The organism is Nostoc sp. (genome assembly GCF_036919615.1).
Taxonomy (GTDB): Bacteria; Cyanobacteriota; Cyanobacteriia; order Cyanobacteriales; family Nostocaceae; genus Nostoc.
In genome coordinates, this window is sequence record NZ_JBALCN010000080.1 from 72,842 (window position 1) to 95,808 (window position 22,967).

General features: G+C 41.7%; 16 protein-coding genes. 14 read left to right on the top strand and 2 right to left on the bottom strand.

Going from position 1 to position 22,967, the window contains the following annotated elements:
- Positions 1–14: 14 nt before the first annotated feature.
- Positions 15–968: a lysylphosphatidylglycerol synthase domain-containing protein gene (locus V7K48_RS22610; RefSeq protein ID WP_335075537.1), complete on the bottom strand. Its 954-nt coding sequence runs from the start codon at positions 966–968 to the stop codon at positions 15–17.
- Between the two features lie 177 nt (positions 969–1,145).
- Between V7K48_RS22610 and V7K48_RS22615 the strand changes: the two genes are divergently transcribed.
- The 5 genes from V7K48_RS22615 to V7K48_RS22635 all read left to right on the top strand — a co-directional run bounded on the left by V7K48_RS22615 (position 1,146) and on the right by V7K48_RS22635 (position 7,686).
- The gene (locus tag V7K48_RS22615; RefSeq protein ID WP_335075539.1) at positions 1,146–2,123 is read left to right on the top strand and encodes an alpha/beta hydrolase; all 978 of its coding nucleotides are present in this window, start codon (positions 1,146–1,148) and stop codon (positions 2,121–2,123) included.
- A 471-nt stretch (positions 2,124–2,594) separates the two neighbouring features.
- The gene (locus tag V7K48_RS22620) at positions 2,595–3,503 is read left to right on the top strand and encodes an alpha/beta hydrolase (protein WP_335075541.1); all 909 of its coding nucleotides are present in this window, start codon (positions 2,595–2,597) and stop codon (positions 3,501–3,503) included.
- An 84-nt stretch (positions 3,504–3,587) separates the two neighbouring features.
- Complete coding sequence (locus V7K48_RS22625; protein WP_335075543.1) at positions 3,588–5,258, top strand: phosphatidylglycerol lysyltransferase domain-containing protein; 1,671 nt, start codon at positions 3,588–3,590, stop codon at positions 5,256–5,258.
- 18 nt (positions 5,259–5,276) lie between these two features.
- Positions 5,277–5,957 (top strand): class I SAM-dependent methyltransferase, encoded by a 681-nt coding sequence (locus V7K48_RS22630; RefSeq protein ID WP_335075545.1) that lies wholly within the window; start codon positions 5,277–5,279, stop codon positions 5,955–5,957.
- 337 nt (positions 5,958–6,294) lie between these two features.
- A complete protein-coding gene (locus tag V7K48_RS22635) occupies positions 6,295–7,686 on the top strand; it encodes a hypothetical protein (protein WP_335075547.1) in 1,392 nt (463 codons plus the stop codon).
- A 66-nt stretch (positions 7,687–7,752) separates the two neighbouring features.
- Here V7K48_RS22635 and V7K48_RS22640 read toward each other — a convergent pair whose 3' ends face one another.
- Positions 7,753–7,995, bottom strand: coding sequence for a hypothetical protein (locus V7K48_RS22640; protein WP_335075549.1), 243 nt, complete (start codon positions 7,993–7,995; stop codon positions 7,753–7,755).
- 260 nt (positions 7,996–8,255) lie between these two features.
- On the opposite strand from V7K48_RS22640, the gene V7K48_RS22645 reads away from it, so the two are divergent.
- The 9 genes from V7K48_RS22645 (at position 8,256) to V7K48_RS22685 (ending at position 22,928) form a co-directional block, all read left to right on the top strand.
- Positions 8,256–9,266, top strand: coding sequence for an AraC family transcriptional regulator (locus V7K48_RS22645; RefSeq protein ID WP_335075551.1), 1,011 nt, complete (start codon positions 8,256–8,258; stop codon positions 9,264–9,266).
- A gap of 193 nt (positions 9,267–9,459) precedes the next feature.
- On the top strand, positions 9,460–12,168 hold the full coding sequence (locus V7K48_RS22650; RefSeq protein ID WP_335075553.1) for a TonB-dependent siderophore receptor: 2,709 nt from the start codon (positions 9,460–9,462) through the stop codon (positions 12,166–12,168).
- Positions 12,169–12,197: 29 nt separating this feature from the next.
- A complete protein-coding gene (locus V7K48_RS22655; protein ID WP_335075555.1) occupies positions 12,198–13,343 on the top strand; it encodes a PepSY-associated TM helix domain-containing protein in 1,146 nt (381 codons plus the stop codon).
- Between the two features lie 134 nt (positions 13,344–13,477).
- Complete coding sequence (locus V7K48_RS22660) at positions 13,478–13,681, top strand: helix-turn-helix transcriptional regulator (RefSeq protein WP_335075609.1); 204 nt, start codon at positions 13,478–13,480, stop codon at positions 13,679–13,681.
- Between the two features lie 375 nt (positions 13,682–14,056).
- Positions 14,057–15,061 (top strand): helix-turn-helix transcriptional regulator, encoded by a 1,005-nt coding sequence (locus V7K48_RS22665; RefSeq protein ID WP_335075557.1) that lies wholly within the window; start codon positions 14,057–14,059, stop codon positions 15,059–15,061.
- Positions 15,062–15,180: 119 nt separating this feature from the next.
- A complete protein-coding gene (locus tag V7K48_RS22670) occupies positions 15,181–17,733 on the top strand; it encodes a TonB-dependent siderophore receptor (protein WP_335075559.1) in 2,553 nt (850 codons plus the stop codon).
- 23 nt (positions 17,734–17,756) lie between these two features.
- Positions 17,757–18,917 carry a PepSY-associated TM helix domain-containing protein gene (locus V7K48_RS22675; RefSeq protein ID WP_335075561.1) on the top strand — a complete coding sequence of 387 codons (1,161 nt, stop codon included), beginning with the start codon at positions 17,757–17,759 and terminating at the stop codon, positions 18,915–18,917.
- A gap of 182 nt (positions 18,918–19,099) precedes the next feature.
- Positions 19,100–20,128, top strand: coding sequence for a helix-turn-helix transcriptional regulator (locus tag V7K48_RS22680; protein WP_335075563.1), 1,029 nt, complete (start codon positions 19,100–19,102; stop codon positions 20,126–20,128).
- Positions 20,129–20,246: 118 nt separating this feature from the next.
- Positions 20,247–22,928 carry a TonB-dependent siderophore receptor gene (locus V7K48_RS22685; RefSeq protein ID WP_335075565.1) on the top strand — a complete coding sequence of 894 codons (2,682 nt, stop codon included), beginning with the start codon at positions 20,247–20,249 and terminating at the stop codon, positions 22,926–22,928.
- The last annotated feature ends 39 nt before the right edge of the window (positions 22,929–22,967 follow it).

The following is a 22,967-nucleotide window of genomic DNA, read 5'->3' on the forward strand; positions in this document are numbered from 1 at the left end:
ACTGAAACTGGACTTTACAATTTACTGATATTTTTGAAATTAGCGGATCTCAATCTAATTTCATAAAGTCCTAGTAAACCCGCTGCTACTAACAAAGGTAAGAAATAGTAAACTCCCCGATAAGCCAGCAATGAACTCAAAATTGTTGCACCAGAAACTTTTGAGGAAAGAATCAGCAAAATTATAGTTTCAAATACTCCCAAACCACCGGGGACATTACTAACAACACCTGCAAACATCGCTAGTAAGTAGATTCCTAAAAAGTCCAGATAGGACAAAGATATATTAGTCGGAAGCACAGCATAAAGAACTGCCGCTGCCAAAATCCAGTCAAAGCTTGAAATTGCTATCTGTACAAGGGATATTTTAAAAGAAGGAAATCGAAATTCTTGACCACGAATTATTAATGGTTGTTTAATAAGAATACTTCCTAGCAAATAAATAGCTACCAATACCAGAAAAATCACGCCGATGGGACGCACAGTGGCAAAAGGTAAATGTAGTTGAGTGGGAATTTTAAGGGGGTTGAGAAGGAACAAGCAACCTGCAACGGCAAACATCCCCAACCAAAAAGTAAAATTGGCGAAAGCAATTACTTGAGCGATCGCTAATTTCGACACTCCCCAACTAGAGTAAAATCGATAACGAATAGCACTGCCAGTCAGCAAGGCAAAACCTATGGTATTACTAAATGCAGAGCTAATAAAGTTGGTTAAAGCAATCTTGTTCCAACTTAGGGAACGATTAATGTAGCTAAAACCTAAGATATCGTACCCAATCATCACTAGATAGCCCAATGCTGTCAGCCAAATTGCCCAGCTTAAGCGACTTTTGGGAATAGCCGCTAGAGAGTTGAGAATATCACGATAATTATACTCATGCAATTCGTTAGCGATCGCCCACAGGGAAACCACCAGCAGGGACAAGCTGAACAGCGTGCTGAATTTGAGTCGCAACTTTTTAAGCATTTTAAAAGTCCTGAGTACTAAGTGAAGAAACGTATCTTAACTTTTGACTTTTAATTTATTAGCAGTCGCAAAGTTTCCATCAGGTTGACACAGCATTGACATATCATTTGCATAAACTTTTGAAGACAAACACCAGTTACCAGAGTTGTTTTTATAGTGACAACTGATAAATTATAAATGAACTACAAACAATCTAAAATTCTCTTGCTAATTTCAGTATTAACTCTATTTGGTTGTAATTGCTGTCAAAGTGTAACAGCAAAATTACCTCAACAGCAGGATTTACAAACAACACCTTCCCTTCTTCCAACCCAGCCCAAGACTAACGATTTAACTACTCCTCTAACTTACAAGATTGAAACCTACAATAGTCAAATAATGGACGCAAGTCGTACCTACGGCGTTTCTCTACCCCCTGGCTATGAGCAAAATCCAAAACAAAGCTATCCCGTAATCTTTCTCCTCCACGGTGGACATGGTAACCCGACTGCTTGGTTTATTCAGAATAAGGGGCAAGCTCTCAAGACTGTGGAAAAACTTTATACTACAGGTAAGTTGCCACCTAGCATCATCATCACACCAGATGGCAACGATAAACGTGGCTCTAGTCCCTACTGGGACCCTCAATATATTGATGGCCCTAATGGTAAAGTCTCCACAGCCGTGGGGGATGAGTTAGTAAAAGTTGTGCAAAGCCGTTATCGGACACTAACTAATCCAGATTTTTGGGCGATAGGTGGTTCATCTTCTGGCGGTTGGGGTGCAGTTAATGTGGGATTACACAATTTGGATCATTTTTCGATTTTATTTAGTCATAGTGGTTATTTTCAGGATGAAAGCGGCCCGATAAATAGTCCAATATCTTATATCAAAAGCATTCCTCCACAAGCTCAAAAAAGGTTGCGAATATACCTAGATTCTGGTATATCAGATATTGAAGAAATCAACGAAGCCGAACGATTTACTAAAGTCCTAAACAATCTCAAAATTTATAATTCGTTTCGTCAGTTTCCTGGCAAGCACACTTGGCGATACTGGCGGGAACATTTAGCCGATTCATTGACATTCGTAGGTGAGCAATTTCGACTTGCTAAAATAGCACATAGGACTGAATTTTTAGGTGTGAATCAGAATAAAAATATTCAAAATAATTAGCAATCCCCAGTATAGCAATTCTATTTGATTTGTAAAAATCGAGAGGCTCAGATCCCCGACTTCTCAAAGAAGTCAGGGATCTTGTTGTTCACGAATAATTTAGGACTGCTATAGAAATAATACTATTTTGCAAAACCGTTGATATTTAAACGTCAATGTGGAAAACCCTGCTGCAATTTTTCAGCAGATTCACATCTCGTTCCCATGCACAGCATGGGAATGCCCATAAGCAAGGCTCTGCCTATAGTCCAAGGAGGCAGCAGCCCAGGAGAGGTTGATAGTTTTTGAGCCATCAAAAACGAATACATCAGAGACTTGCAAAACCAAATTTTACTTCATGACAAAGGTTTCAGCATACTTGCGACCACCAAAACACGCACTAGGGTTGGGGGTTAGGTCTCTATTGGATTCAACTGAGAAACGCTATATAGTAAGTTCTAATGGAGGTGATTTTTTCAACGCTAAAAGAATATGAAGATTTCTAAATTCTTAATTAGCTTGGTAGGAGCGATCGCACTCCTTACTACGGTTGGTTATTATTATGTATTCATCTTAGGGGCGCCACAACTAGACCCACCCCAAAAAAAGGCAAATACTGGGCTAAAGTTTCAATTGGCAACCTTCAACTCCCAAGCGATGGGTACAGTCCGTAACTACGGTGTGATTTTGCCCCCTAGTTATAACAAAAATCAGCAAAAGCGTTACCCCGTTATATTTTTGCTACATGGTGGTCATGATGATGCCCGTGCTTATGCTGACAAGTATGCAGTCCTAGACATACTGCATGAACTTTATCAAAGTGGAAAATTACCGCCATCGATTGTGATTACACCAGATGGCAATGATAATCGAGGTTCCAATCCTTTATATGATCCTGATTATTTTGATGGGCCTAATGGCAAAGTGGGGACTTTGATTGGTTCAGAATTAGTACAAGTTGTCAAGTCGCGCTACCGTACTTTAGAAGAACCTCAGTTTTGGGCGCTGGGAGGTCTCTCTTCTGGGGGATGGGGGGCTTTTAATATCGGGTTACGCTATCTGAACAACTTCCATATTCTATTTAGCCATAGTGGTTACTTTACCGATAATAGCGGTTCACAAAATAGTCCCCAACAAATTGTACAAGAGCTACCAGTTCCAGATAGGAAGCGATTGCGTGTTTACCTAGATGCAGGTCTGAACGATAGTAATTTGCTGGCTTCTACCAAAACCTTTAACGAAACCTTAAATAAATTAGGCATTGCTCACGTATTTTATGCATTCCCTGGAGGTCATGGTTTGTCTGGTGCAGATGTAGGCTGGAACTACTTTCACAAACATCTCAAAGATTCACTCTCATATGTAGGTGAACAGTTTAAAAAAGTTAAGAGTGATGAGTGATGAGTTATGAATTAAAACTTGAAAATTCCTAACTTCTAACTCCTAACTTTTAACTTCTAACTCCTAATTAATACATTTAGACTAATGACCAAGAATTTCAAAACTCAGATTGGACTTTGGAGTGCAGCTTTCCTTACAGGTTTAGTCGGAGTAGTAAATTTGTTGTCAGCAGTGACACCTAACCTATATGGGCGAAATCACTGGTTGAAAGAATTTTTACCATTTGATATCCGGGCTGGTGGTCATATATTTGCAGCCCTAACTGGATTTGTTTTACTAGCACTTGCTACTAATTTATTACGTCGAAAAAAAATAGCCTGGTTACTTACCATTGGTTTACTAGTGATTTCCATTTTCAGCCACTTGCTGAAGGGATTGGACTATGAAGAAAGTCTACTCTCTGGAGTTTTGCTGATGCAATTAATCTTGATGCGCCATCTTTTCACGGCGCAATCAGACCGCCCTTCCATTGCACGGGGAGTTCGAGCGCTGATAGGTGCTTTATTATTTACCCTGGCATACGGAACTATTGGATTTTATTTGTTAGACGGCAAGTTTTCAGAGAACTTTAATTGGCGTGAGGCAATAATTCAGACTTTGGCGATGTTCTTCACTGAGGATAATTGGGGACTGCAACCAAAGAGCGGATTTGGAGATTTTTTTGCTAATTCTATCTATATTATTGCCGCAGGTACTATTACATATGCAATAGTAATGCTATTGCAACCTGTGTTTTGGCGCAATTTAGCAACGCCAAATGAGCGAAAAAGAGCTAAAGAAATTGTCGAGCAATACGGACGTTCTTCTTTAGCAGCGTTCACACTCTTAAATGATAAAAGTTATTATTTTAGTCCTTCTGGTAACAGTGTAATTGCTTATGTTCCCAAGGGACGGGGTGCGATCGCCTTAGGAGATCCCATAGGCCCGATTGAAGACCGCAAAGAGACAATTATTGCTTTCTGGCAGTTTTGCCAGCGTAACGATTGGTATCCTGGCTTTTACCAAACTTTGCCCGATGATGTTCAGCTTTACAAGTCATTGGGGTTTAAAGTACTCAAGATTGGCGAAGAAGCGATCGTTGACCTAAAAAGTTTTACCTTACAAGGTAAAGCTGGTAAAAACTTTAGACCATCAATCAGTCGTTTAACTAAGCTAGGATACCAAATCGAGTTTTACCAACCACCTATCGCCAATGATTTATTGCACTTGCTCAAATCTGTAAGTGATGAATGGCTGAAAATGGTACAAGGTTCGGAAAAACACTTTTCTTTGGGTTGGTTTGACGAAGCTTACCTCCGAGAGTGTGAGATTGCTGTGGTGCATAATCCTGAAGGTCAGATCAGCGCCTTTGCCAACATTCTCCAGGAGTACCAACTCAACGAAGCCACTATTGACATGATGCGACATCGCGCGTCCCTCGAAAATGGCACAATGGACTTTCTATTTATTTCCCTGCTTCAACATTTTAAAGAGGGTGGCTACGACAGCTTTAATTTCGGTCTTTCTGCCCTTGCAGGAGTTGGAGACAACCCAGAATCACGCCGCTTGGAGAAAGTATTGCACTATCTTTACGGGCATTTGAATCGCTTTTACAATTTCAAGGGACTGCACGCCTACAGAGAGAAATTCCGCCCCGGTTGGGAACCACGTTATTTGGTTTATCCCAGTTTAGCCGCCTTACCCGATGTAGTTGTGGCATTGATTCGTGCAGATTCAGGCGATCGCCTCTTTGATTATTTCAAACCTGGAGCCTAAATGTGAGAAAAAAATAACGTGCTGATTCCAAAAATTCGGAATGATTTTGACCAAATTGCTTTGCATGAGCAAGAAGGTTGGAATCACAATAGTCACTATCACAATTTTTTACTCAAACAGTTACCATCTGACTGCAAAAATGTTCTTGACATTGGCTGTGGAACTGGTTTATTCTCGCGTCTTCTAGCTAAACGTGTTGATAAAGTTATTGCAATAGATTTATCACCCAAGATGATAGAAATTGCTAAACAAAAATCTCGGCAGTATCCGAAAATAGATTATCAGGTTGCTAACATTTTACAGTGGGAGTTTCCAGTAAACCAATTTGATGCAATTGTGTCGAGCGCAACTGTTCATCATTTGCCATTGGAGAACTTAATGCCCAATATACAAGCTGCTTTAAAGCCAGGTGGCAAGCTTGTAATTTTAGACTTGCTAGAGCATGAAAGTATACAAGATAGATTGAGCAATTTCTTTGCTGTTCCGCTGAATTGGATATTTCAGACGCTTAGGAATAGACATATCAAGCAATCGCCAGAAGCAGCCGCCGCAATGAAAGAACATCTTCGCACAGACAAATATCTAACTCTCTCGCAAGCACAACGAATTTATACAAAGTCACTCAGGGGCGCAAGGGTTAGAAAACACCTATTCTGGCGTTATTCAGCAGTATGGCAGAAGTCGTCAGCAACATCATAATACCTCATTGCAGGGCGATATCTACGATGGGCTACGCCTACACAACTTGGCATTGACATTATAGTACAAATATACTATAGTAGGAGTATCCGGTGAGTATACAACACGAAGTTTACCAGGCGATACCCAAAGTTTGTAGTAACTGAACATCCTTAATAACTAGTTCGTGAATGCAATCATGATCACACGATATTTGTGTTGTATATGCCAATTTTAGCATTTATTAGGCATTAAATTATTGTGTATTTTTACTTCAAATTTGCACAGTTATAACAGCTGTAGATTTTGTGAATCGTGGCTTTAAAAGATTCTTGACCTCTATATCGAAGGTGACAATATGGCAAGTAATAAAATTTCTCTGCTAGAACTCATCCAAATTTTTGCAGAATATCACAGCAATATTATCGTCAATATTAAACACCTACAAGAAGATTATCAAAGAACAGGTATCAAACGTGTTAAAGGTACTAGAAACGAAAACGGGGAACTGCTCCAACCTTGGTTGCGAACAGAATATATAGATAATGCTGAGTATGTTGGTATGGGCGAGTTTCAGTTTAACCGCAATACTGCTACTATTAATATGCTTATCAAACGGAAAGTTAAACTTACCAAATTTGAAGACCAAATCCCCACTCTTGAGGTAGCAGGTTTGCTAGTAAATGACCTCAATACCTTTAAGAATTACACGATTGTGAGTGATGGCAAAATAAATGTGAAGTCCTTAAAAGTCAAAATTAGTAGTAAAAAAGCCTTTGAGTTGCTTAAAGAAAAAGGTGTGCTGGATGCAGAAGATTTTGACTTTAATGCTGAATATACTATTCAGTTAGATAACTTACCGCTTGTAGTTGCTAATAGTCATTACAGTAGTATTGATGGACTATTCAATGAACTAGCGGAAATTAAAGTACTAACTAGTATTATTTGTGCTCACTTGAAAAAAGAGTCAGATGTATTTATAGAAGCGCAGTTAGATGAGTTTAAAAAGCACTATCTGTCTAAGAATATTTACATCAATTTTCCTACAAGTAACGAATATACCGACATCCAGGAAGCTTTAGTTAATGGTACTCTTGACTCAAGATTAAGCTATAAAATTGACATCGGTAGTCAAAATATTCTGAACCTGAGTAAGTTACCTTCCGCTAACAAGTTTGTAAATAGAATGTATCGTTTCTATGATAAAAAAACTGGAGAAATTATCATTAAGCCTAGTTTTGAGATGGCATTTAACAAGAATCTTGCTGTCAGGTACAGGCTACTGTCATCACGCACCAAGATTACGAAAATTGATGAGTTAATGAAACCGATTTTTGATGATTTTCTTGGGCTTGAGCAAAGTGGTATAGTTATAGGTATTCTTATAAAAGCTGGTGCTGATAGCTTGGCGCAGTTATTGGAGGATAAACAAACTGGTAAGCAGATCAGCAAAGAAGAAATGGTTGCAGCTTTGACGGCAGCGAATACCAAACTAGAACAATATGTAGAAAAAATCTACCGAGATAAGATATCTCCTTTGGTATTTTACATTGGTTGTACTGGACTATTGCCAGAACAAATGGAAGCAAAAGCCATGACTGCTGAGGAAGCTGTTGCTAAATACCCCGATTTGCAATTTTCTAAAAGTGAGCAAGAAGGTACTTTTTTTGCAGTTGGTGATAGTATTATCAGCATTTATGCAAAAGCTGAATATTACAGCAAACTTATTTTTGTTGGTATAGACAATTAGATTGCATAGCAATTCTAATTGTTGCTAAATTTTGTAAGATGTGTTAAGATAGGACGCCATCTTGAACTATTGCAGTGCGTTACTGTCAAAAACACCAAAGGTGAAATATTCAGGACAAAGTTGTTTTAATCCGGCGATCGCCTCATAACAACGTTTCCCTGTGAGGTCTCCAAATACCTCGTAAAAGCGTTGGTTATAAAATCCTACTCTGTAATCTTTGGGTTGTAAATAGAGTACGGCTGGTAACTGATTGAGTAGGTTATAAAGCAATACACTAGGGTTAAGGATAATTGTAGTCGTGAAACCCAACAAATGCCCGAAAATGTTGGGTTTGGTTCCTCAAACGCCACTTGCTACCCTGCGGGAACGCTAAGAGCGAACAAGTCAGGAAACCGCAAGGGCGCAGTGGCTCCCCAACCTACGCAATATATTTTTTGGGCTTAACCTAAGCGTATTGGGAGCTAACCTGTTACAAGAATGGCGATACGTTTACGTATCGCTCTGAATAGTCATAAAAAATATGAGATTATTTTTCAATAAACTTGAGAAAAATATAATTAATTGCAACAATGACAATTACCTTTTCATCCTCAAACTATGATGAACTATGGGAGCAGAGCTGGCAGAATACCCATCGTCTATACCAATCAGACGACTTCGACGATATCTTTGATTACCCTAAGCAGTTAGGAACAGGATACAGGCGATTAATTTGGCTTCAGGATGGGTTCTGGCTTCGCGTTCGGGAATTTGAATGCCGAGAATTTATTCGTTGTGATGATTATGAAGAAGGATGGACGGCATCAGTCTTGACATTTTTTCTTTGCGGCGATGCTGGAGTAGTGATTCACAAGACAAACGACTACTTCCACGAAATTAGCGGACAGAATTGTTTCGGATTTGGCTCTGCTATGGAGACAGAAGAGTGGCCTGCGAACCAGCGAATTTTCCGAGTCCAGATTTGCATGGAGCCTTCTTTCCTCAAATCCTATGGCTGTAATCAGCTTGACTCTCTACCATTGCAGTTAAAAAATCTGATTGAGGGAAACAAACAGGAAGATTTCAATCTGCTGGGAACAACGACTCCAGCGATGCAGCTAGCAATTGGACAGATTCTAACTTGCCCTTATCAGGGATGGATGAAACAGCGATATCTGGAAAGCAAAGCCCTAGAATTATTAGTTTTGCACCTAGAGCAAACCGTCAAGCGCGAACAGGGTTTAAATTTGGTCACAACCCTCAAGTCTACTGACATTGACCGCATTCATGATGCTAAAGAAATTTTACTGCGGCATTTTGATAATCCGCCATCTTTACTAGACTTGGCAAAGCAAGCTGGAATTAATCACAACAAGCTTAAGCGAGGCTTTCGTGAGATTTTTGGCACAACTGTATTTGGCTACCTGCACGATTATCGTATGGAGAAAGCGCGGCAGTTGCTTTGTGAAGGCAAGTTGAGCATAGCGACAGTGGCAAATATAGTGGGCTACGCCAATACTGGGCATTTTGCTGTGGCTTTCAAACGCAAGTTTAGCATTAGTCCCAGTGCCTGTCGCTTAGGAGAAAAGCCTACTATTTGAAATTATATCAAAGATTTGGTCTTATTGGAGTTGTAAGCGGTCTTCTTTGAGCGGAAATAGTCACTGAAATCCTGTATGCTCCCTATAACTTAATTAATTGCCAATTAATTTCAACAACTTTGTGAGTCAAAGAGGAAGTTTTCCTGGATGACTTGCCAAGGAGGGTGTTGGCTTTTTTGATGTGTGAGGAGCTATGAAGGTTCAGCGATCGCCTAGTTTATTATCTTTTGTTGTCAGTTTATCTGGATGGATCACGAGTGTCTTGATGCCACTTGTTGCTCAACCTGTTTGGGCGCAAAGTACAAGAACTGCTCCTATTACAGCATCCACTAAGGCTAGTGCAGACTCTACTCAACTTATTACCAAAAAACAGGTTGTTGAACCGATTAAAAAGATTCAGCAACTTAGGCAGATAAAGCATCTGATCAGCAGCGCCCAACAGTTAGTGCAGTCGCCAACACCAGAAACAGTTCCAACTCCTGAATTAGTGCAAGTGACGGAAGTTAAGGCAAATCCTACGTCTAAGGGTGTGGAGGTGATTTTACAGACTAGCAAAGGGGAACAGTTGCAAATCACAAATCGCAGTGCTGGCAATAATTTTATCGCTGATATTCCCAATGCTCAACTGCGTTTACTTATTGATGAAGCATACATATTCCGGTCAAAAAAACCAATTCAAGGGGTTACAGAAATCACAGTAACAAACTTTGATGCCAGTACTATCCGGGTGACAGTGACAGGTGAAGCGAGTTTGCCTGCTGTTGAGTTGTATGATAGTCCAGATGAGGGTCTGATATTTTCTGTGGTGAGTGCTGCATCTTCCGCACAACAACCTCAAACGCCACCAACTCCTGAACCAAGTCAACCATCAGCACAAAATGATCAACCGATTGAATTGGTGGTAACGGGTGAGCAAGATGGATATGGCGCAACTGATGCTTCATCTGCAACTAGAACTGACACACCCATCCGCGATATTCCTCAATCCATTCAGGTGGTTCCTCGGCAGGTGATTGAAGATCGGGTGATCACTGACCCGGATGATACTGTCAGAACGGTAAGCGGTGTGATTCCCTCCAATCCCTCCTATGAAGGAGGGTTAAGTTCTTTTTCTATTCGGGGCTTTGACAGTGGCTCGAATATTCTCAGAAATGGTGTCAGAGACATCGATTTTGGCTCAATATCTAGAAACGATCTCACGAATATAGAGCGCGTTGAAATATTGAAAGGCCCGGCTTCTGTGCTATATGGTCAGGGATCTTTAGGTGGTGCAGTGAACATTGTCACCAAACAGCCATTACGCGACCCTTTCTATAACCTTGAGTTTCTCACTGGGAGTTACGACCTCTACCGAGGTGCAGTGGATTTTTCCGGACCACTCAACGATAGCCGAACTGTGCTATATCGCTTAAATGCTTTTTACCAAGACTCAAATACCTTCATTGACTTTAGTCGTAATAATCGTTGGTTGGTTAATCCGGTTGTTAGCTGGCAGATTAGCCCTAATACCAAGTTGACTATTGAAGGAGATGTGTCGAAAACAGTAAGTCAAACTTCTGCCGGCTTACCTGCTGTGGGTACGGTGCTGCCTAATCCCAGTGGTAAGATTCCCATCAATCGCTTTATAGGTGAACCAGGTGACTTCGAGACTTTCTCCTATGCCAGAATTGGGTACGACTTGCAGCATCAGTTCAGCAAAGATTGGTCAGTACGAAATGTCTTTCGGTACGCAGTTTTAAAAAGAGGAGGGAGTGGATTTACTGCTGGTAGCAGCCTTGACCCTGATGGTCGAACTCTTAGCCGCTTTTACTTCGACGATCCCAACCCAAAAACAGATGATACTGTAAACGGCTTTATTTTAGCGACTGACTTGACTGGTAAATTCCAAACTGGGTCAATTAAGCACACACTTCTGTTTGGAACTGAAGTATATAACACCAAACGAACAAATTTTGAGTATATTAGTGGCGAAGTTGCACCGCTTGACCTGTTTAACCCTGTGTATGGCTCTCCCAGAGGTGCTGTTGAAGATAGAGGTAATAGTACTCAATCAGGGGGATTTGTTGGGATTTATCTTCAAGATCAGATTGCTTTAGCAGATAACTTGAAGTTAGTGCTAGGCGGACGGTATGACTGGGCTAATCAGGAGTCGAAGGATTTAATCGCAGACACTAATACAAGCCAATCCGATGAAGCATTTAGCCCCCGGGTTGGGATTGTTTATCAACCCATTCAGCCGATTTCTCTCTACGCTAGCTACAGTCGATCATTCAGTCCCAGCAGTGGTACAGATGCCAATGGCAATTTATTTAAGCCAGAAAGTGGAACTCAGTATGAAGTGGGCATTAAGGGAGATTTGAGTAACAAACTGTCTGCAACTTTGGCATTATTTGACTTGACTCGCTCTAACGTGCTGACGACCGATGCCAATAATTCTAACTTTTCTATCCAAACTGGAAAACAACGCAGTCGCGGCATCGAGTTGGACTTTAGTGGTGAAATTCTGCCAGGATGGAGCATTGCAGCTGGTTATGCCTACATTGATGCTCGTATCACCGATGACGAGGATTATGCCGTAGGCAACCGCTTGGTTAATGCGCCAGAAAATTCCTTTGGTTTGTTCACATCCTACAAATTTCAATCCGGCAGTTTAGATGGATGGGGGTTAGGCTTGGGTTTGTTCTATGTTGGCGAACGAGAAGGGGATCTGAATAATAATTTTACCCTACCGAGCTATTTTCGCACCGATGCTTCTATTTTCTACAAACGCGATCGCTTGCGAGCTGCTGTCAGCATCAAAAATCTCTTCAATGTTGATTACTACGAATCATCTTCTGACATTCTAAGAGTCTTTCCAGGGGAGCCTGTGACAGTGCAGGGAACAATTTCGTGGCAGTTTTGACCCCAATAGAATACAAAGGAGTATTGTTTATGCACTCAAAAAAACTCCGAGACTTTGTATTTAGAATACACCGTTATATCGGGTTAGCTGTAGGTCTGATTGCGATCGCTATCGGTCTAACGGGTAGTTTGTTAGTCTTTCATGATGAAATTAGTGACTTTTTATTGCATCGTCAGATTGGAACGATTACTCCTGGTGGCGAACGCTTACCTGTGGAAGTTATCCTCAATCAGGTGAAAACAGCCTATGCAAATCAACCAGGCGTAACAATCGATCGGATTTATATGTCTGCAAAGCCAAATGCTCCGGCGATCGTTGTTCCCAGAAAACAGGAAAGCGATTTGGCTCAACTCTATGTCAACCCTTACACTGGAGTGGTTCTAGGTAACAGTCAGGAAATTTTTTCCGAGCGCTTTTTCTACGTTGTCTACGAACTCCACTACAGTTTATTGGCAGGCAAAATTGGATATGCGATCGCTGGGATTGCTGCCTTATTAATGTGTATCCTCAGTATTACAGGCATTGTCCTCTGGCCTAGTTGGATAAAACTGCTCAACAGCTTCAAAATCAAGCTTGATGCTCATCCAAAACGGGTTAACTTTGATATTCACAAAGTTGCAGGCATTGTTACAGCTATATTTATTGCCCTCACAGGCTTCACTGGTTTCTGCTGGAATTTCTCTGATTTCACTAAACCAATCATCTATGCAGTTACATTTACCCGCAAGCCAGCATCGGAACCTGTCTCTGTACCTGTTCCTGGTAAAACTCCACTGCAACTAACAGACCAATTAAAAACTGCTCGTGCTACGTTCCCAAATGCAATGCTGGGGACAATTTACTTTCCCCGTAAACCAGAAGATGCTTTGAGCATTCGCTTTAAATTGCCCCAGGATGATGATGAAAACGGGCAAAGTTATATTTATCTCGACCAGTACAGTGGTAATGTTTTGCGAGTGGATGACATATTGGAGATGCCTTTGGGCGATCGCGTCTTCAATTCTTTTGAACCACTCCACTACGGCACTTTTGGCGGAATATCTACGCGCATTCTCTATGTCTTCGTTGGGCTTGCACCGTTAATTCTATTTATCACTGGCTTTGTGATGTGGCAGTATCGTCACCGCACAAAACCACATATTTATACAACATCAAATTCAAATTTGACGAATTAACATTTTTATGAATCAGTGATTTCGGACTCACGCAACAGCAACCAAAGGCAATAAACCTACGGTTCGTGGTGTGATGCCTGCGGCGGGTGGAGCCATCACATAGAGGTAATATATCTAATCAACAGCGATAGGCGATCGCACAGTACAACACACAAGGTTACTTACACGACTATCGCATGGAACAAGCTAGGCAATTACTGCTGTCAAGGCAAATGAAAATTGAACAAGTCGCTCAAAAAGTTGGTTATGCAAACCGCAGTCGCTTTGCTAGTGCGTTTAGAAAAAAATACGGTGTAAATCCAAAAGCGTATCAAAAGCAAATAGATGGCATGATTTAGCCAACCTGCACTAGAGGTTTGCTAAAGTCAAAAGTATCCGGCAACTTCAAGGATTGGCAAATGGTTAGAGAGTACTCACCCGAAACACAATCCAATTCGTCCCAGAGACATCTGCCTCCGCTTGAAAGTGGCGATCGCCTCACTCGCCCAAATAAGTAAAAAGCTTACACAAAGAAAAGAATAGGGAGAAGTTCTTTACTTTTGTCTTGTTGTACTAGCGTACGGCAGGCGGATACACGATCGCTTCAATAGAAGAGACATATTCTCTGTTTGCTTTTTCTTGGCCATACGTAAGTATATTCTCACATCATCAACCAGCTAGAAAAATATGAGATAATTTCTCAATATTCTTGAGAATAAGCTTAATTAACTAAAATGGCGGAAGTTTATATAAGTGCCCAATGGTCTGAAATCTACGAAGAAGGCTTAAAAAGTGGGAAGATTACCTATCATTTTGATCAGATTGAAAGCGTTGAGATTTGGCAGCATCCACTTATAAAAGGTCAAATTAGCAACACTCCACTTTCTCTAAGACTGCGAGCAGAAATTATTAACTTGGAGTTACCAGAGACTGTTGGTTGGGATTTTGTGGATGGTGATACCTACGTGACTCTGGTTTTTCGTAGCGCAGGGGTACTCAAAGAGGAAATTGAAGATATTTGCGAACAACCTGGAGAAAGCTATTTATTCTACAGCTTAGGAGAAGTCAGAGAGATTGAAAAATTGATGGCAGGACAAAATGTCTATGTTAGAGTCCGTTTGGAACCGCATCTGCTGAGATTATTGAGTATGGGTCAGGAAGCATATTTACCCAGCAAACTCAAACCATTCTTGGAAACTGACACACCGCCTTTTTTTCATCAATCACTCGGCAAAATGACCCCGGCAATGCAATTAGCGTTACATCAACTGCTTCACTGTCCGTTTCAGGGAATCATGCGACGTACTTATTTAGAAGCTAAGACACTGGAACTGATTACCTTACAATTTGCTCAACTGTTTAATGATGGTACACCCTCCCAGCAGTTGATTAGTTTGAAGAGAAACGATGTTGAGCGCATCTATCAAGCGAGAGATATTTTGCTTCAAGATATTATTAACCCACCCTCATTAATTGAATTAGCAAAACAAGTGGAGTTAAACGATCGCAAACTCAAGCAAGGATTTCGTCAACTCTTTGGTACAACAGTTTTTGGATATCTGCATGATTATCGTCTAGAAAAAGCTTGTCAATTCCTTATGGAAGGACAGATGAATGTAGCTCAGGTATCCTACGCTGTGGGATTTGCTAACAGAGGTTACTTTGCTGCGGCATTCCGCAAGAAGTTTGGTATAAATCCCAGCGATTATCAAGCACAGTGGCGAAAACAGTCCGGCTAGCGATCGCAAATGACCCCGTAGAGATCACCTGAAATCAGAAAATGCCCTATTGTACCTAAAAGTTATTGAAATTTAGTTGCAACTGTTCTGGGAGTGCTGCGATCGTGGTGTGTGGAGCAATGAATCAAAAAAAATCTTATGTTCTTTTCCTAGTGGGTGTAATCTCAATTCTGACGATGCGACCTGCTCAAGCAGATTCAGGTATTTCTCGCCTTCAGGATGTTATTCATCCCCAGAGAAGTGCTGCACTACTGGCTCAAGACTCTAGTGTAACGGTAGTACAGGTGACGGGAGTGAAAGCCAATCCCACCAACAAGGGTGTGGAGGTGATTTTACAGACAACTCTAGGTCAACAGTTACAAGTTATAAATCGCAGTGCTGGTAATAGCTTTATCGCTGATGTTCCCAATGCTCAACTGCGTTTACCGTCGGGTGAAGCCTTTATATTCCGCTCCACTAAACCAATTGCAGGTATTACTGAAATAACAGTCACGAACTTTGATGCCAATACTATTCGGGTAACAGCTATTGGTGAAGGAAGTGTACCAACAGTTGAGTTATCAGACAGTCCAGATGAGGGTCTAATCTTCTCTGTTGCTAGTGCTGCATCTAGAGCGCAAAACCCCACCCCGCCTGCGCCAGGGTCACAACAAACCCAGCCAGAGCAACCAACAGCCCAGGATAATCAGCCGATTGAATTGGTAGTCACGGGTGAGCAGGACACAGGATATAATGCACCAGATGCCTCAACTGCTACCAAAACAGATACGCCCCTCCGGGACATTCCTGGTTCAATTCAAGTAATTCCGCAAGAGGTGATCCGCGATCAGGGTGCGATCAGCGTCAGAGAAGCAGTGCGTAATGTCAGCGGTGTCACCTATGGCGCTTCGTATGGCAATCGTGCAGAGGGTTTTACTGTTCGGGGCTTTAATGCTGAGACCTTCTTGAATGGATTTCGCAGTGAAGATTTCTCGCGAACTCAAGAGGAGAGTGCAAACATCGATCACATCGAAATCTTGAAAGGACCTGCATCCATTCTCTATGGGCGGGTAGATCCATCGGGAATCATCAATCGGGTTACCAAGAAACCGCTATTTGATCCTTTCTACGAATTGAATTTTACAGCCGGAAGCTATAATTTCTACCGTCCAACCTTAGACTTTGCAGGTCCACTCAACGACGAGAAAACATTAGCGTATCGTTTGAACGTTGCCTACGAGAATGCAGGGAGTTTTCGCGCTCGCGTGCAGACTGAGCGATTCTTCTTTGCACCATCCTTTACCTATCAGTTAAGCAAAAATACGAGCTTAAACCTAGATGTGTCGTATCTGCGGGACGCACGACCGATTGATCGGGGACTAGTGGTACTGAGTGATAATAAAGTTCCCAATATTCCAATCGGTCGCTATCTAGGCGACCCGACCAAGCAGGAACAATTCACCCAAACCCTGGCAGCCCTCTACCTCGATCATCGCTTTAATTCCAATCTATCGCTCAAGTCTGTGTTTCGCTATACTGCAAGTACTGAAAGTGGTCCCGGTGCTACTCTACAAATCTTCGGTGATACACAAGACGATCGCACCTTTGGACTGGGCGATTCTATTGGCAATCAATACTATGAAACCTACTCCTGGCAAAATGACCTGACTGCCAAAGTCAAAACGGGATCAATTCAGCATACAGTATTGTTGGGCTTAGAACTCGCACGAGAGAAGAGCTTCTTCTCTGCCAGAGATCGCTCGGCTGGATTCATTGATATTTTTAACCCCAGCTACAACTTTACTTTTGGTGAGTTTGATCCCTTGAGAACTGGTAATGATGTCACTGAGACATTTGGTATCTACCTGCAAGATCAAATTACCTTGCTGGATAACCTCAAACTGCTGGTAGGTGGAAGATTTGATACCTATCACTATGAATCCACTACCAACGATGTTGCAAATCCGCCCGACAACGCAGATGCATTTACCCCGCGTGTAGGCATTGTTTATCAACCGATTCAAGAAGTATCACTTTACACCAGCTACAGCCAGTCTTTTACCCCTAACAGTGGTAGAAGTATAAGCAATCAACCCTTTGACCCTCAACGTGGTACAGGCTATGAAGTTGGAGTCAAAACAGAGTTGCTCAATGGTCGGTTATCTTCAACGCTAGCGTACTACAATACGACGCTGAAAAATGTGCTCACCGACGATCTAGATAATCCTGGCTATTCGCTTCAAGTCGGTGAACAGCGCAGCCGAGGTGTTGAGTTTGATGTTGCAGGTGAAATTCTTCCTGGTTGGAAGCTGATCGCATCCTACGCTAACACTGATGCAGAAATTACCAAAGACAACACATTTGCGATCGGCAATCGGCTCAATAATGTGCCGCGCAATGGTGGTAGTTTATGGACAACCTACACCCTGCAAACAGGCAGTTTGAAAGGATTAGGATTCGGGTTTGGGGCATTTTTTGTCGGTGAGCGGGCAGGAGATTTAGCTAATTCCTTTGTGGTTCCCGGCTATACTCGCTTGGATGCAGCGCTGTATTACCAAAAAGATAATTTGCGAATTGGACTCAATTTCAAGAACCTCTCTGACATTAGGTATTTTGAAGGGTCAAATGGTCGAACTGAGGTTATTCCAGGCGCACCCTTTATCGTGCAAGGTACGATTTCATATTCATTTTGATTGGTATAGCAAGAGTATCCACCATGACATCTAAAACAGTACGTAGAGCGATTTTTGGTTTACACCGCTACATTGGGTTAGCAGTGGGACTGATTGCGATTATTATTGGTTTAACTGGTAGCTTGCTGGTCTTCCAATCCGAAATTAGTGATTTTCAACGGCATAACCAGATTGGAACGATTACGCCTAAAGGGGAAATGCTGCCGATTGAGATGGTTATGAATACAGCCAAAAAGAGCTATACCAACCAACCTGATGCCAAGCTCAACCGAATTTATGTGCCGACAAAACCAGATGAACCATTTGATGTCATCTATGTAGTTAAGGAAAATGATTGGATTGACAATTACGTTCATCCTTATACAGGAGCAATTCTCGGTAATAGTCTCAATCCCAACTCTATAGACCGCTTTTACAAGGTTATTTATGCACTCCATTACAGTCTGCTAGCAGGTGACATTGGATACAAAATTGTTGGCATTGTTGGTTTACTAGTGTGCATTTTAACGATTACAGGAATATTTCTCTGGCCTGGTTGGAGAAATTTACTGACGGGCTTTAAAATCAAACTTGATGCTCATCCTAAGCGAGTGAACTTTGATATTCACAAAGTTGCTGGTGTAATTGCAGCTGTGTTTCTTTTTTTCACATTTTTCACAGGTTTTTGCTGGAATTTTAGTGAGTTTAGTGAGCCTGTGATTCGGGCAATCACCTTTAGTGTGAAGCTAGAACCTGTTTCTCAATATATCCCAGGTCAGTCTCTTTTAAAGCTTACCAAGCAACTTCAGACCGCTCAAGCTCAATTAGCCAATGCAGAACTCAGAAGCGTTTATTTTCCGCAAAAACCAGACAGCCCTTTGATGATTCGCTATAAGTTTCCTCAAGAAAAAGACGACGGTGGAAAGAGCTATGTCTACCTCGACCAGTATAGCGGCAAAGTCTTGCGAGTGGACAATGCCCTCAAACCGTTATTGGGCGATCGCATTCTCAATTCTTTTGATCCCCTACACTACGGCACATTTGGTGGCTTGCCTACTCGCATTCTCTATGTGTTTGTAGGACTTGCGCCGTTAATCTTGTTTATTACTGGCTTAGTGATGTGGCGATATCGCAAAAGACCTACGACTAACTTCCCCACAGAAACGATGCTTAGGGCAAGCCTAAGCAGGAACGCCCAAAAGTAGAAACGCTCCCATTAAACATCTCCGAAAACTATCAAAGTTTCTTTTTGCAAGAATACAGACAATTTGTGTAACGCCGCAATAGTAGTTACAATCTTCCTTCAAATGCATTGGGCGATCGCATTAATACCACTCAAGCAACCAATAATATAATAATTAAGAAAAAATTTCAATAAACCACAAAAATGACCCTTTTTCTCTCAGCAAGAGAAGCTTATCGGCAACAGCAAAATACTACTCTAACCTCTGAAACTACACAAACCAACTCATATAATACTGGTTATAAAGCAGTGTTGAACGATCCAAAATACCAAAGTCAGGGTTATTACCATGTAATGGCTTTCCCCACGGGGATCAACTTGCTAGTAAAACAGTATGAGTTAGCAGAGAATTTAATTGTTGAGACACAGGCATATAACCTTCCCTTAATGGAGTTTAGTTTTGCACTTCTTGGAGACAATGAGTCAGAAATGATACCTGCGGGACAAAATTTCACTGCAACTTATTTTGACTTTGATTGGGAAATTCCTGGTAGTGGATCTTATTGGCGGGCAGGTCAACGCATTCTAGAGGTAGAGGTTGGGATAAATCCACAGGAATTCTTTTGCAGAGATGAAGTTAGTGGTTTAGACTTTCTACCCAAATCACTTCAATTGTATCTAGAGACTGACAATATATCCTTTCTCAACTACTTCCGCATGGGGCAAACTACACCCGAAATGCAAATTATTTTGCATCAAATAGTTAATTGTCCTTTCCAAGGTTTAATTAAAGAAATTTACTTGCAAACCAAATGTCTAGAATTAATCGCTCTGAAGTTGGAACCCGATACATCTGGGGAACGGGAATTGATGCGATCGCGTATTTTGCGAGGAGATGATATTAACCGAATTTACCACGCCAGAGCAATTTTAATTTCCGATTTTGACAACCCACCTTCATTGCTAGAATTGGCGCGACAAGTAGGTTTAAACGATTACAAGCTCAAAATCGGGTTTCGTCAGGTTTTTAACACAACAGTATTTAGCTATTTATGGGCATACCGGATGGAAAAAGCCAGAACACTGATCATGAGTCAGCAAATGACCATAAAACAGGTAGCGAAGATAGTGGGTTACGACTGTCCTAGTCGTTTCGCTGTGGCTTTTAAAAAACGCTTTGGCATTCAACCAAGTCAATACTTAGATAGATTTATTGTTGCCAAAAACACCTAAAAAAATCCGTTTCGGCATATACCTGGCTCAGATTTTTCACTATAAATTCCCGTATGCTGTTGATAATCAATCCCAGGTAAAGATTGTTGTCTGGGATACTGCGGTGTGCGTGAGAAAAATGAGCAAGCAAACATTGAAAATGTTCGGTTCTAAACTAAAGTGGTTGTTTATATTTGCAATAGTTTTGGTGTTTCAACCAGCCAAAGCGCAAGATATTCCCAAATTTGATTTATTGATTAATCAGCTTCGCCCAGCGAAAACAGTACCATTCGCGAAGCCACCTCAAGCAACTAGGAAGATTCGACAACTAAGTGAAATAGAACCTGTTATTACCAGCGCTCGAATGTTACTGGTACAGTCGCCAACACCAAACAACCCCCCCGATCAGGGGGGTGAAGTTGTGCAGGTGACAGGAGTGAAAGCAAATCCCACAAATCAAGGCGTGGAGATAATTTTACAAACAACTAAGGGGCAACAGTTGCAAGTTATAAATCGCAGTGCTGGTAATAGCTTTATCGCAGATATTCCCAATACTCAACTGCGTTTACCTAACAGTGAAGCCTTTACATTCCGCTCGACTAAGCCAATTGCAGGTATTACTCAAATAACAGTCACTAACTTTGATGCCAATACTATTCGAGTCACAGTTATCGGTGAGGGGACTGTACCAACAGTTGAGTTATCAGACAGTCCAGATGAGGGTCTAATCTTCTCTGTTGCTAGTGCAGCATCTGTGCAACAACCTCAAACGCAATCAACTCAGCCACCAAGTCAGCCTGAGAATCAGACACAGCCAAAACCATCAACACAAGGTGATGAGCCAATTGAGTTAGTGGTGACGGGTGAGCAAGATGGATACAATGTACCCGATTCATCAACTGCCACCCGAACCGATACGCCGTTACGCGACATTCCTCAGTCGATTCAAGTGATTCCGCAACAGGTGATTAAAGACCAGCAAATTACGCGGATTAGCGATGCTACCCGCAATGTGTCTGGAGTATCACCCTTATCGGGCTACGGTGGTTTCTCTGATGACTATACAATTCGAGGATTCACCAACTCCAACCTTCTGAGAAATGGCTTCACAACCAGCAACTTTTTCACCTATGGTGCCAACGTAGAAAGAGTTGAAGTTCTCAAAGGTCCTTCCTCTGTACTATACGGACAGATCGAGCCTGGTGGTGTTGTCAATTTTATCACCAAGCAGCCCTTGAGTAGTCCCTACTATGCAGCAGAATTGACCGTAGGTAGCTTCAGTTTTTATCGTGGTGCCATAGACCTTTCCGGTCCACTTACTGACGACAAAAAATTACTCTATCGCTTAAATGTTGCCTATGAGGATTCTGGCAGTTTCCGAGATTTCTATCACTCCAACATTTTCTCTGTGACACCTGTGATCACTTACAAGCCCAGCGAAAACACAACCCTGAATTTTGAATACGAATATGGTAAACGACGGGGGTCCTTTGATCGCGGTTTGCCACCGGGCTCTGTGTTCCTGACTCTTCCCATCAGTCGTTTCTTGGGAGAGCCTAGCGATTTTTTAAATATAGATTTCCAACGGGGAACCGCAACAGTAGATCATCGCTTCAGTGAGAATTTACAATTGCGAAGCTCTTTTTCTGTACAATCGACGTTTGACAACAATATCTATACCCAAGCTGGTACTGACTTTGAACCAGATGGTCGTAGTGCACTGCGCGGCAACATCATCGTAAATCGCAATCGCAGAAATGAAGACTACTCCTGGCAAACTGATTTGATTGGTAAGTTCAACACAGGTTCAATTGCCCATCAACTCCTACTGGGTTTGGAGTTGCGTCGCAACACAGACATTAATCCTAACTTCTTTGGTGGTGATATCGCCCCAATCGATATTTTCAATCCCGTCTATGGTGCTCGTCCGACAGGGCCAGTGGTTCTACGTATATTCGGTACGAGGATCTCCACAACCGGTGTTTATTTGCAAGACCAGGTGACTCTACTATCTAATCTGAAGTTATTAGTCGGTGGCAGATACGATTTTGTTTTTAGCGATAACAGTGCAAAAATCGGAGATGGAAACACCACTAACTCTAATTTTTACGACAGTGCTTTTTCGCCACGTGTGGGATTAGTCTATCAACCCATAGAGCCAATTTCGCTTTATGCCAGTTACAGCCGTTCTTTTGTTCCCAACAATGCGACAACGTTTAGTGGAGTAGAACTGGAACCTTCTCGCGGTACACAGTACGAAGTTGGTATCAAATCTGAGTTTTTTGATCGACGGCTTTCTGCAACCCTAGCTGCCTATGACATTACTAAAACAAACATACCCACCAGAGATCCAAACAATACCGACTTCTCCATCTCAGTCGGGGAAGTTAAAAGTCGAGGAATTGAACTGGATGTTGCAGGGGAAATTTTACCCGGTTGGAAGATTATTGCTTCTGGGTATTTGAATGATGCATTTGTCAGCGAAGATAACAGCATTCCAGTAGGACGCAGACTGGAAAATACTGCATACCACGGTGCAACTCTGTGGACAACCTATGAGATTCAACAGGGGAATTTGAAAGGGTTACAGTTTGGAGGAGGCATCTTTTTTGTCGGTGATCGCATTGCCAACCAGAGCGATCCATTTACTGTTCCTTCTTCTCTAAGAACTGATGCTGCCATTTCCTACAAACATGATAATTGGCGAGCTGCGCTCAATTTTAAGAATATCTTCGATCTCAAATATTACGACACTCAGGGCTACTTCCTCGTGCCTCAAGCACCGTTGACTGTGTTGGGAAGCATTTCAGTGGAGTTTTAACCTTTATTTAGCGCGAATAAGTAGTCGGACAGAATTAAT